The organism is Acinetobacter sp. YH12151 (assembly GCF_013418355.1).
In the GTDB taxonomy this organism is placed as follows: Bacteria; Pseudomonadota; Gammaproteobacteria; order Pseudomonadales; family Moraxellaceae; genus Acinetobacter; species Acinetobacter pseudolwoffii.
Genome location: NZ_VPCG01000030.1, coordinates 24,789 through 36,859 on the forward strand (window position 1 = coordinate 24,789; position 12,071 = coordinate 36,859).

General features: G+C 45.4%; 9 protein-coding genes, 8 tRNA genes and 2 pseudogenes. 6 read left to right on the plus strand and 13 right to left on the minus strand.

The window, feature by feature from the left end; genetic code table 11:
* Positions 1-48: 48 nt before the first annotated feature.
* Positions 49-2,628: a sulfite reductase flavoprotein subunit alpha gene (locus tag FTU82_RS11235; protein WP_179999743.1), complete on the plus strand. Its 2,580-nt coding sequence runs from the start codon at positions 49-51 to the stop codon at positions 2,626-2,628.
* 95 nt (positions 2,629-2,723) lie between these two features.
* On the plus strand, positions 2,724-3,518 hold the full coding sequence (locus FTU82_RS11240; protein WP_005097832.1) for a YdcF family protein: 795 nt from the start codon (positions 2,724-2,726) through the stop codon (positions 3,516-3,518).
* A 24-nt stretch (positions 3,519-3,542) separates the two neighbouring features.
* Here FTU82_RS11240 and FTU82_RS11245 read toward each other — a convergent pair whose 3' ends face one another.
* The 11 genes from FTU82_RS11245 to FTU82_RS11295 all read right to left on the minus strand — a co-directional run bounded on the left by FTU82_RS11245 (position 3,543) and on the right by FTU82_RS11295 (position 6,463).
* Positions 3,543-4,001 (minus strand): DUF2750 domain-containing protein, encoded by a 459-nt coding sequence (locus FTU82_RS11245; protein ID WP_180101342.1) that lies wholly within the window; start codon positions 3,999-4,001, stop codon positions 3,543-3,545.
* A 71-nt stretch (positions 4,002-4,072) separates the two neighbouring features.
* Positions 4,073-4,148, minus strand: a tRNA-Val gene (locus tag FTU82_RS11250).
* Positions 4,149-4,247: 99 nt separating this feature from the next.
* A tRNA-Asp gene (locus FTU82_RS11255) sits at positions 4,248-4,324 on the minus strand.
* Positions 4,325-4,338: 14 nt separating this feature from the next.
* Positions 4,339-4,414 (minus strand) — tRNA-Val (locus FTU82_RS11260).
* A 70-nt stretch (positions 4,415-4,484) separates the two neighbouring features.
* A tRNA-Asp gene (locus FTU82_RS11265) sits at positions 4,485-4,561 on the minus strand.
* A gap of 14 nt (positions 4,562-4,575) precedes the next feature.
* A tRNA-Val gene (locus tag FTU82_RS11270) sits at positions 4,576-4,651 on the minus strand.
* Between the two features lie 21 nt (positions 4,652-4,672).
* A tRNA-Asp gene (locus FTU82_RS11275) sits at positions 4,673-4,749 on the minus strand.
* A 48-nt stretch (positions 4,750-4,797) separates the two neighbouring features.
* Positions 4,798-4,874: transfer RNA gene (locus FTU82_RS11280), tRNA-Asp, on the minus strand.
* A 28-nt stretch (positions 4,875-4,902) separates the two neighbouring features.
* Positions 4,903-4,978, minus strand: a tRNA-Val gene (locus FTU82_RS11285).
* Positions 4,979-5,474: 496 nt separating this feature from the next.
* Positions 5,475-6,008: a cell wall-recycling L,D-carboxypeptidase ElsL gene (gene elsL, locus FTU82_RS11290; protein WP_005097834.1), complete on the minus strand. Its 534-nt coding sequence runs from the start codon at positions 6,006-6,008 to the stop codon at positions 5,475-5,477.
* Positions 6,005-6,463: a YbaN family protein gene (locus tag FTU82_RS11295; protein WP_100329126.1), complete on the minus strand. Its 459-nt coding sequence runs from the start codon at positions 6,461-6,463 to the stop codon at positions 6,005-6,007. The genes elsL and FTU82_RS11295 overlap by 4 nt, the downstream gene beginning before the upstream one ends.
* A gap of 87 nt (positions 6,464-6,550) precedes the next feature.
* Here FTU82_RS11295 and FTU82_RS11300 point away from each other — a divergent pair, with 87 nt between their 5' ends.
* The 3 genes from FTU82_RS11300 to dapE all read left to right on the plus strand — a co-directional run bounded on the left by FTU82_RS11300 (position 6,551) and on the right by dapE (position 8,949).
* A complete protein-coding gene (locus tag FTU82_RS11300) occupies positions 6,551-7,426 on the plus strand; it encodes a DUF1853 family protein (protein WP_180101343.1) in 876 nt (291 codons plus the stop codon).
* A 112-nt stretch (positions 7,427-7,538) separates the two neighbouring features.
* Positions 7,539-7,691, plus strand: coding sequence for an entericidin A/B family lipoprotein (locus FTU82_RS11305; protein WP_004280704.1), 153 nt, complete (start codon positions 7,539-7,541; stop codon positions 7,689-7,691).
* Positions 7,692-7,812: 121 nt separating this feature from the next.
* Positions 7,813-8,949, plus strand: a complete 1,137-nt coding sequence (dapE, locus tag FTU82_RS11310) for a succinyl-diaminopimelate desuccinylase (protein ID WP_180101344.1) — start codon at positions 7,813-7,815, stop codon at positions 8,947-8,949.
* A 65-nt stretch (positions 8,950-9,014) separates the two neighbouring features.
* Here dapE and FTU82_RS11315 read toward each other — a convergent pair whose 3' ends face one another.
* Together FTU82_RS11315 and FTU82_RS11320 are read right to left on the minus strand one after the other, a co-directional pair.
* On the minus strand, positions 9,015-9,473 hold the full coding sequence (locus FTU82_RS11315; protein ID WP_074383437.1) for a hypothetical protein: 459 nt from the start codon (positions 9,471-9,473) through the stop codon (positions 9,015-9,017).
* Positions 9,474-9,476: 3 nt separating this feature from the next.
* Positions 9,477-11,384, minus strand: a pseudogene (locus FTU82_RS11320) (response regulator); the annotation flags it as partial.
* 293 nt (positions 11,385-11,677) lie between these two features.
* Between FTU82_RS11320 and FTU82_RS11325 the strand changes: the two are divergent.
* Positions 11,678-12,071 (plus strand): annotated as a pseudogene (locus tag FTU82_RS11325) (IS5-like element IS17 family transposase); the annotation flags it as partial.

Here is a 12,071-nt window from a genome sequence, read left to right on the forward strand (position 1 = left end):
AGTTATAATTTGGCCACTTTTATAAAGCTCACCCTTAATCTGACGACCATGTTTAAAAAAACATTTTTCCAAATCCACTGGTTTCTGGGGATTACAGCAGGTTTAATCCTCTCTTTGATGGGCGTCACTGGCGCAATTTATTCCTATGAACAACAAATCTTAAAATGGATAAATAACGACAGTTATACGGTTCAGGTTCAGCAAGGTGACAAACTTACGCCTGCTCAGCTGTATCAGCATTTTCAAAATACCACTCCAGAGATGAAGATTAACAGTATTAGCGTGGCACAAGATCCAAGTGCTTCAAGTACTGTAAATATTGCCAAAGAGGGAGCACGGCGTGGTCATAACATCCTGATCAATCCCTATACTGCCGAAGTTTTGCCTGAAATTAAGGGTCGGGAATTTTTCCAGTTTATTCAGCAACTGCATCGTAATTTAACGGTTGGCCCGGTCGGCAAACAGATTACCGGTGCTTGTACTTTAATGCTGATCTTTTTCGTCTTGTCCGGTCTTTACCTGCGCTGGCCAAAGCGTCATTCGATCAAGCAATGGTTCTTTGTAAAACCCAAGCTGAAAGGCCGTAATTTTATCTGGGATCTGCATGCTGTTGTGGGAACCTGGGTGGTGATTTTCTACCTGATTCTGGCTTGTACCGGCCTGTACTGGTCCTATGACTGGTGGCGTAGCGGGATGTTTAAAGTTCTCGGCGTTGAACGTCCACAGCCTACCATGCAAGCCAATGCGGGCAATAATCGTGGTGAAGGACGTCAAGGTGGCGAACGCGGCCCACGTGGTGAAGGACGCGAAGAAGGCATGAATCCAGAACAGATTAGCCGCGCGCTAGATTTGAGCTGGACTGGCTTTAATACTGAATTTTCAGATAAATATTCCACAGTAACCTTTAATCTTCCCAAAAAACCCGACGGCAGCATGCAGCTCAGCTTTGTCGATCCGGTTGCCCAACATGAACGTGCGCGGAACAGTGCCACTTATAATTACCAGACAGCCGAATTTACAGAAGTTGAGCTCTATGAAGATAAAAAGCTCAATGAAAAGATCATGAGCAGCATGTTACCGGTGCATCGTGGCAGCTTCTTCGGCCCGATCTACCAGTTCTTTGCCATGGTCGCAGCCTTGTTAATGCCATTATTCTTTGTGACAGGCTGGATGCTGTATCTGAAACGTCGTAAACAGAAGCGCTTAACGCTGGCAGCGCGTCAGGGTGTCACTCCAGTTGACTTAGATGAAAATGCCAAACCTTGGCTAATTGCTTATGCATCACAAACAGGTGTCTCAGAACAACTGGCTTGGCGTACAGCAACTGCCCTGCAGGAAGCACGTCAACCGGCAACAGTAAAAGCGGTACAACAACTGACGCTTGCCGATTTACAGCAAACTGAGCAGGTATTATTTGTTGCCAGTACTTATGGCACAGGTGAAGCACCTGATCTGGCCTCTTCTTTTGAGAAAAAAATCCTGTCTGGCAAAGCTGATTTGCGGCATTTAAATTATGCGGTGTTGGCGCTCGGTTCTCAAGAATATCCGGATAGCTATTGCAGTTTTGGTCACCGTATTGACCAGTGGTTGCAGCAAAATGGTGCCCAGCAGTTATTCACTACCATTGAAGTGGATAATGCCAATAATGAGCACATCCAGCAATGGAATACTGCACTGGCACAAGTAACTCGCCTTGAACTGCAAGCCATGGGTATCGATAAAACCTTTGATCAGTGGACACTGACTCAACGTGAAATCCTCAATCCAGGTAGTCTGGGTGCTCCTGCCTTTAATATCGAACTGATTCCTGAGCATGAAGCAATCTGGCAAGCAGGTGATATTGCCGAGATTCAGCCAGCTAACAGTCCGGAACGTATTCAGGCATTTATGCAACAACACAATATTGCTGCCGGCACACAAGTGCCTTCTATGCAGCAAAGCATTGAGCGCGCGCTTTGGGATCGCGATCTGACTCAGGCAGAACCTTTTGATTCAATGGATCAGCTCCTCAAGCAATTACCGGCTTTGGCATCACGTGAATACTCGATTGCCAGCATTCCAAGTCAGCAAGTCCTGCGTCTGGTGGTACGTCAGCAAGCTGATGCGAATGGAAATCTAGGTCTGGGTTCAGGCTGGTTAACCCAGCATGCCGCACTCAATGCACCGATTGCGCTACGCATTCGCAGCAACGAATCGTTCCACCTGATTGATGATAACCGTCCGATCATTTGTATTGGGAATGGTACCGGTATTGCTGGTTTAATGAGTCTGCTCAGCTCCCGTAACCGTCAGGAATACACCCAAAACTGGCTGATCTTCGGTGAACGTCAGCGTGAACATGATTTTTTCTTTGCAGAAACCATTCAGGCCTGGTTGCAAATGGGAACCCTGAAACGGCTGGATCTTGCGTTCTCTCGTGACCAGCAGGAAAAAGTCTATGTGCATCATAAATTACGGGAACAGGCTGAAGAGCTGAAAACCTGGGTTGCCCAAGGCGCAGTGATTTATGTCTGTGGTAGCATCAATGGCATGGCCAGTGATGTCGATCAGGCCCTGACCGAGATACTTGGTGAAACGCTGCTCGATCAATTACGTCTGGATGGCCGTTATCGCCGTGATGTATATTAAGATGAACTGATATACTAAAAACCGGGCGCAATAGCCCGGTTTTTGAAAATACAAAAATAATAAGAAAAATATGAATAAGAAAAAAGGAAACTTGGATGCTCAATCAACTTAAACGAAGTCTCAGTCTGATCTTTGGCTTGATCCTCTGTATCAATAGCGTCTGGTTACTGAATCAGGATCAAAGGCATTTTGGTATCATGCTGTCTATCATCATTGGTGTGGCACTGATCCTGTATGCCCTGCTTTTTTCATCTATTCAGCGCTGGAAACAAAATTCTCGACTCAGAACACTGTTCTGGAACAGTCTCTGGGGCGGATTTTTACTCTGGATGATCAGTGTTGCGATTTTTTTCGCTTATATCCAGATGTCGATTAACTCGAATATTCCTGCACAACCGGCTACAGCGATTCTGGTATTAGGTAGTGGGATTAACCAGGGTCAACCCTCACCCATCTTAAAAAATCGTCTGGATACTGCAGCAAAATATGCAGAACAATATCCAGATACGTTGATGATTATGACCGGAGGACGAAATTTCCGGGAAAGACAAAGCGAAGCTGAAGTCATGCAACATTATATTCATACGACCTATCCGCAGCTCAAAAACCCGATTCGCGTAGAAGATCAAAGCAGAAGCACCCAACAGAACCTGCAATATTCTCAGGCGATCTTGCAACAACAGAATATTGGCCGAAATGAGCCTATTGTGATTGTGACCAATGATTTTCATAGCCCGCGTGCCCGTGCCATTGCCAGACATCAGGGCTATCAGCAAGTGATCAGTCTGAGTGCCAGCACTCCTCAGAATGCTCGCTACCATTCATGGCTACGTGAATATTTTGCGTTGATTAATGGCTGGCTGCTGAATGAATATTCACTGTTCCAATAAACAAGCTATTTAACAACAAGAAAATTAATTTAAACGAATGTGTCTTGGCAAAGGCATATCCGGATTTTTAAAAAGTTCCGGCTTTTGTACATAGATCTGATACAGATAATTTTTGATATCCAGTAATAATTTTTCCGGTGCCACCAGAATATTCTGCCCTTCTGGCGTCAGATCAAGAGACACAATGGTACTTTCCTGACGTAAAAACGGAATCACTTTCTCTACAAAATCCTTGAGACCAATTTCCTGAATATCGTAATTCACCCAATTGTCTTTAATCAGCAGACGAGCCAGACCTTTACTGTGCCAGCAAGCAAATGCACGCTGTCCAGTAGGGGGCGCACACAAAGCCCAGCCATCCTGATAAAGCGCAAAAATGCCGGCATTCGCGACAATCGATTCAATATATTGTTTATAAAGGTGTTGGGGATTGTATGTAGTTTGAGATTTGGTCGCTGCCTTGCGCTGATATGGATTTCTCATCGTCGTGAAACCTTCAAATTATTATAGACTTCAAATTCTATGAAATGTTCAGTGTTTAGGCAAGAAAGATATGGTGGGCGCTGACGGGATCGAACCGCCGACATTCTGCTTGTAAGGCAGACGCTCTACCAACTGAGCTAAGCGCCCTGAGAAAAACAACAGCGTTGTTTTTAATGACGCAAGACAAGGAATGTCTTGGTATATTGAACACTCAGATCTCAGGAATCCAAGCTTCTCATCTTAGGATGGCGCAGCGGACGGGGCTCGAACCCGCGACCCCCGGCGTGACAGGCCGGTATTCTAACCAACTGAACTACCGCTGCATCGCAAAAGATTATGGTGGGCGCTGACGGGATCGAACCGCCGACATTCTGCTTGTAAGGCAGACGCTCTACCAACTGAGCTAAGCGCCCTGATAAAGAGTGTCAATCTTTAGTTTAATCAAATTTAAGCTCAGGGACCTAAATTTAATTTCTTTTGAAATGGCGCAGCGGACGGGGCTCGAACCCGCGACCCCCGGCGTGACAGGCCGGTATTCTAACCAACTGAACTACCGCTGCATCGCAAAAGATTATGGTGGGCGCTGACGGGATCGAACCGCCGACATTTTGCTTGTAAGGCAGACGCTCTACCAACTGAGCTAAGCGCCCTCAAAAGGTCTATCGTATAAATGGCGCAGCGGACGGGACTCGAACCCGCGACCCTCGGCGTGACAGGCCGATATTCTAACCAACTGAACTACCGCTGCATTTACACAATGTCGCTATTGTGGCAAACGAGAATCAAGATCTTAAAGTGGCGCAGCGGACGGGGCTCGAACCCGCGACCCCCGGCGTGACAGGCCGGTATTCTAACCAACTGAACTACCGCTGCAACTATAAGGCCTCAACATGAAAGAGCTTGGTGGGCGCTGACGGGATCGAACCGCCGACATTCTGCTTGTAAGGCAGACGCTCTACCAACTGAGCTAAGCGCCCTTTCTAAACGTCTATCATCGTTTGATGGGTGCATTATAGAGAATCTGCACAGCCTGTCAAACGCTTTTCGGAATGTTTTCCACTTTTTAGGTGTGAGTGATTAAAAAATAGGTTGTTTGTTAAAAAAAACAACACTTTTTGTTTATTTTTTAAGTCTCTACCGAAATTTTTTAATTTCAAAAATGAAAATCACAACAAAATTTCCTGTCTTCTCTTGCGAGATTTCAGACTCACTCAGGCAGTATGCTTTAGTTCCGATCAAGAATTATACAAAGCTTTAAAATTACTCGGCGTTGTGTTCATGTAATCTTTCAACTGTCATTTATTTTTATGTGAAAAATAGCGATCAAGTTTAGCTTTAGACGATGATTCAACCCGTTTCATGCTGTAAAAATAGGATCTGGATCAGATTAATAAATGTCTTAAACTGTATTAAATCATCTCATCCCGCCCGTAAAAACAAAATCATTTTCACATGACATTAAAGATCGATTCATTATTCAGTATGCACACCCTTCAGCATTTTTGAATCTAATGCATGTTCCGAGATATACACCAAGGCATTCTCACCCACCAGGTCAAAGAGTTCAGCGACCTCCAGATTACGCATACGAATACAGCCATGAGAAAGTGGCTCTCCCATCATTTCTGTTTCTGGCGTGCCATGAATATAGATATAACGTTGATAGGTATCGCAGCCCTCGCCTTGATTAAAACCGGCTTCAAGCCCACTCAACCATAAAATACGGGTCAAGATCCAGTCACGTTGCGGAAACTCTGCTGCCAGTTCAGCATCATAAATTTCACCCGTCGCCTGACGTGCAATAAATACACTGTTTAAAGGTGCATTCTGACCAAACTTTTCAGCGATCTTGTGCCAGCCACGTGGGGTCTTGCCACTATTTTCAGTTTCACCAATGCCATTTTTACCAGTGGAAATCAGATATTGCTTGTTTAGACGTGGCAAATACAGCTTTTGTTGGGCGAGATCAATCAGGATATCTGCTTGATCCAGATGCAAGGTATTCATGACTTGTTATTCTCTGAATCTACTTTATTTGACTCTGTTTTCTTTAACTTTATCTCTGTCTTTTCAGGATGAATCGTTTCTTGATGAAGCATCACCTGATCCGGTTCAGGACGTCGCCATAACCAGATGGCCACAATCAGCATGGTGATATTGGTAAAGGCTTTTACTGCCAAGGGTGCGGTAGTAAACAGCATGATAATCCCGCTGATCAGCATCATGATACTGGCCAGCCATTTGGCCTTACGCGGTACAGTACCATGTGCCCGCCAATCTCTTAAAGTCGAGCCATATTTGGGATGGTTCAATAACCAGTTATCCATTTGTGGCCAACCTTTAGATGCCGCCCAAGCAGCCAGAATCAAAAAGACCGTTGTTGGCATACCCGGCAGGATTGCACCGATAAAGCCCAGGATCACAAACAGCACCACCAGACTCCGCCAAAACAACACTTTCATACATCAACCCTAACCGCAGAATTCAGGTAGTATAAAGCGTTTTCCGATACTGTCCGTTGTATTTCTGCACTTTTCACAGGTTGTACCATGTCTTTTTCCAGTTTAAACCAAAATCTTGTAGAAGCATGGCATCGTTATCAACATCCTCTGGTACGGCAACTGGCATTTGCTGTCGGTAGTCCGAATATCCTGTCCGGTATTCCCGAGGAGCTTGAACTCATACATCGCTTTGAGCTGCATGACAGCCAGACTTGGCAGCAATATCTTAGCCAGTATCATCCACGTTTGGAATTTCTCGATCAGCATCCAGAAGAATTAATCGAATTTGTGCAGCAACTGAAAAGCACGCGTTTGGGGCTGCGCTTTGAAATGCTGGTCTGGTTCTGGTTACTCGACGATGCTTATCATCCCTATCAGCTACTCGGTCATAGTATTCAGCAAATTGAGGGTGCAAAAACCTTGGGTGAACTGGATTTCCTAGTCCTTAATACCGATACCGGACTGGTTGAACACTGGGAAATTGCCCTGAAATATTATCTGGCCGAAGCAGATTTTAGTCTGCCGCATTGGTACGGCCTGAACCGCACCGATACCTTAATCAGAAAAATGAACCATTTCACACAAAAACAGTTCCAATTTGATGAAGCTTTAGCACATTCTATTCAAAAACGTTTTTGTGTGATGAAGGGACAGTTGTATCTGCCGACCCATTATGCTGATCAGCCTATTCCCACCTGGATTAATACCAAGCGTCGCCTAGGTCTATGGGGGCAGCATATTCCTGCTGCACAAGACGCGTTCTATCGCCTGCAACGGCATGAATGGATTTATCCGCAAGCCCAGCCAAGCAGTTTGACTGCGACCTGGTGGACGAATGGTCTCTATAAAAAAATCGATCGCAATGACTTCTATATGTATCGCCAACCGGTACTAACTCAATATCCATCACATAAGCCCCTATAAAGCATTACATTTATTAACCGAAGCACTATGAAAACCACATATTTTTTAGTGCGTATATTTTCTACTCTAAGTTCCACATCATAATAATTTTATTATTGATTATACGGAGATGATGATGAAAAAAATTCTTGCTGCTTCATTAATGATGGCTTTTGTATTAACTGGCTGTAACACCGTAAAAGGTATGGGCAAAGACGTGTCTAAGGCGGGCGATGCGGTAACCAACACTGCTGAAAAAACCTCTGACGAAATCCGTCAAAACTAGTTTTTTCTTAAATGCTCATAGAACCCTATCTCAGATAGGGTTTTTTTATATCGATCGTTCACATTCAAGCCGATATTCGCCTATTATAGAGCCGAGAAAATTATCGACTGTTGAAAACCGCATGAGCTCTTCCGCTACTCTCGATTTAAGCCTGCAACTATTACGTCAGCCTTCTGTCACCCCCATTGATCATGACTGCCAGAATATTATGGCGGAACGTTTAAAAAAGATTGGTTTCAATATTGAATCCATGCGTTTTGAAGATGTTGATAATATCTGGGCACGCAAAGGCACAGAAGGTCCGGTCTTCTGTTTCGCTGGCCATACCGATGTGGTGCCAACGGGCAACCTGGATGACTGGAACTCAGATCCATTTTTACCCGAAATCCGTGAAGGTAAACTTTATGGTCGTGGCAGTGCCGACATGAAAACGGCTTTGGCAGCTATGATCGTAGCGACAGAACGTTTTGTAGAAAAACACCCAAATCATAAAGGTTCAATTGCTTACCTGATTACGTCAGATGAGGAAGGCCCATCAATTAATGGTACAGTCAAGGTCATTGAAACCCTGGAAGCGCGTAATGAAAAAATTACCTGGTGTCTGGTCGGTGAACCGTCAAGTACCCATAAACTGGGGGATATTGTCAAAAATGGCCGTCGCGGTTCTTTAAATGCCAATCTCACGGTAATAGGCAAACAAGGTCATGTGGCATATCCGCATCTGGCAGTGAACCCGATTCATAGCGCCTCTAAAGCGATTGCCGAGCTGTGTGACACCGTCTGGGACCATGGCAATGAATATTTCCCGGCAACCACTTTCCAGATTTCCAATATCAATTCAGGTACAGGCGCAACCAATGTTGTTCCGGGTAACATGAATCTGCTATTTAACTTCCGTTATTCAACTGAAGTGACCGCCGAAGAACTTAAAGCACGTACTGTGGAAATTCTGGATCGTCACGGTGTGGACTATGACATTTCCTGGACTTTGTCGGGCTTGCCATTTCTGACCCCGGTCGGCGAGCTGGTCAATGCTGCTAAAACTGCTATTCTAAATGTCACAGGCACTGAAACCGAACTTTCTACTTCTGGTGGCACCTCAGACGGCCGCTTTATTGCACCTACAGGCGCACAGGTACTGGAACTTGGGGTGTTAAATGCCACTATTCACCAGATCAATGAGCATGTTGATATTGCCGATCTGGAGCCACTGGCTGAAATTTATGAACAGATTTTGGTAAATTTACTCGCCAATTAAGTAAATTCATAACGCAATAAAAAAGGAACTCCATGGAGTTCCTTTTTGATATTTGATAGTTTGCATTACAGCCCGATTGTAGCCTGAATATTCGTCATATTCGGAATATGGAACAGCTGTTCATTCATTCGTACATATTGGAAAATTGCAGAGTCATTCACCGGCTGATCGACATCGACCACTTCAGAAATACGAATCCGGATGGTTTTCGGCATTTCATTGCACATTAGGGCAAAACGCTGATTGATCTCATCACCTTCAATCACCAGTGCCACGCCATGTTGACGTGAAGGCTCATTGATGGCATAGACTGGCAATTGTGCTTCATGCCATTCCACTGTCTTGACCTGGGTATTGCTGTCCAGCGCTGACAGCACAATGTTTTGTGGCAATAACATCGGATCTTTGCCATGACAGTCAATAATATAGGCATCAATAAATCCGGTCGATACCGTAATCAGATGCTGAAGTTCCTGCTGGCTAATCTGATCAGCCATCTTGCTCGTCGAATTGCTCTGACTCATCGATTACCCCTGTTTTTCGGCAATTAATTGTTGAATATTGGCCAGCAGTTCAGCTTCCTGGAACGGTTTACCCATATAGTGGGTCACGCCCAGACTGAATGCACGTTCACGATGTTTCTCACCAGTACGCGACGTAATCATGATAATCGGCAAGTCACGGTGAATATCATGGTGACGAACCAGGTTGGTGACTTCAAAACCATCCATACGTGGCATTTCGATATCCAGCAGCATCAGATCTGGTCTGACATTTTCTAGCTGCTCGATCGCATCTACACCATCTTTGGCGGTCACAATGTCATAGCCCTGACGTTCAAGCAGACGCGAAGTTACCTTACGTACTGTCACCGAGTCATCGACAATCATCACCAGACGGCGTGCGTTAGAATGACGCGAACCATCACGCTGATCATGCATCTGTTTCACACGCTGTGTCGCCTGAATCTGACGCGCAATATTCTGGCCATCGAGAATCAGACAGACCTGACCATCACCCAGAATCGTAGCACCCGCCACTACCCCGATGTTGGCAAACTGCTGTCCAATCGGTTTCACCACAATCTGTGCACGTGAACCCACCAGTTGATCGACCAGCAAGGCAATGGTTTGGCCACTGTTGCCTTTAATCAGAAGCACCGGCAATGAATGACCGACATTATTCAGACGTGGAATCGGCTGAGTACCGACAAATTCAGACAGATAACGCAGCTTGTAGTTTTCACCATCAATCTTGAAGTAATCGTCTTTACTGTTAAAGTAAGTTTCCAATGTGGTCGGCGCAATCCGCACGATTCGGTCAATCTGCGCCAGAGAAATTGCATATTGCTGATCGCCCGCTTTCACCATCAAGGCATCACTAACGGCCACTGTCGTCGGTACGCGAATCGTAAAGACCGTGCCCTTACCCAGTTCCGAGCTGACCGAAACATGACCACCGAGCGACTTGATTTCACTTTGTACCACGTCCAGACCAACGCCACGACCGGAAATCTGGGTGACTGCTTTTGCGGTAGTGAAACCAGGATGGAAGATATATTGTAGTATTTCATCCTGATCAATCGGCTGGTCGGCTTTGATCAGATCCAGACTGAGGGCTTTCTCACGAATTTTCTCCGCATCGATCCCCTTGCCATCATCACTGAAAGAAACGATGACATCGGTTCCTTGGCGGCTGATGTTCAATACAATAGAACCCACTTCCGGCTTGTTCAATGCCAGACGATCTGCGGTATCTTCCAGACCGTGGTCAATGGCATTACGCAACATATGTTCAAATGGCGTAACCAGACGTTCCAGAATATTACGATCCAATTCACCTTCAGTATTCTGCACAATCAGTTCGGCAGGACGGTTCAAGGTGGTTGAGGTTTGACGCACAATACGTTGTAAACGCGGCAACATCCGGTCAAACGGCACCAGACGGGTACGCATCAGGCTTTCCTGAATCTCGGCCTGAATACGCGATTGTTGTAATAATAAACCTTCAGTTTCACGAATCTTGTCGGCCAAGGTGCTCTTGAAATCGACCAGATCCGATGCCGATTCTGCCAGAGATTTAGATAACTGGTTCAACGATGAATACTGGTCCATTTCCAGCGGATCGAAGTCGGCATAGCGCGAATTTTCTGAACCATGTTTGGCAATAATCTGTGATTCCAGCTCGCCTTCCATTCGACGCAACTGGTCGGCAAGTCGTTTGATCGCCAGTTCCATCTCGTTCAGTGTATTGCCAAGCTGACCCAGATCCATCTCGATCCGCGAACGGTTAATCGAGTTCTCACCCGACAGGTCAATCATCTTCTCGACCAGATCAGCAGAGATACGAATCATCTCGTTATTGCTATCGCTACTGCCTGTATTCGCCCACTCACCCATCATCTGTGGCGGTTCAGTACCATCACCCTCAACAAAACCAAAGTCGGTACTGACCACCAGATGTTCTGTTTTTGCCAGACGCTCAGGCAATTGCGCAGTGACGTCCACATAAGCAATCTTTTTCAGACTGCTTTGAAGCTGCTCAAAACCGCTATAGTCGCGCTGGAAAATTGCCTGTTTTAACCAGGCCAGTGTTTTCTGCAATAAGCCATCATAGGCATTCGAGTTAAATTGATAAACTGCAAACTGCTCGAAAGTGGTTTCCAGTTCATAGGGGCTTTGTTGCACAAACCTATCTGTAAAGGCTTTTTCAGCGATATAATTTTCAAATGAAGAAGCCTACACACAAAATCTACCGCACAACCAATTGGCCCGCATATAACCGAGCACTCATGAGTCGCGGAAATATTGCTATTTGGTTTGATCCTGCTACGCAATGGTATGCTCCATCAAAAGGCAAACAAGGGCGAAATCAAACCTACTCCGACGCAGCTATCCAATGCTGCTTAATGATTAAATCCTTATTCCGTCTATCTTTACGTATGGTCACTGGCTTTGTGCAAAGTCTGATTAAACTTTGCGGATTAAATTGGACCGCACCAGATTACAGTACGCTTTGTAGAAGACAAAAGCATATTGATATTGCAATCAGCTACCAAAAAAGTAGCGATGGGCTGCATCTACTCGTAGACTCTACAGGCATGAAGTTTCTAGGTGAGGGCG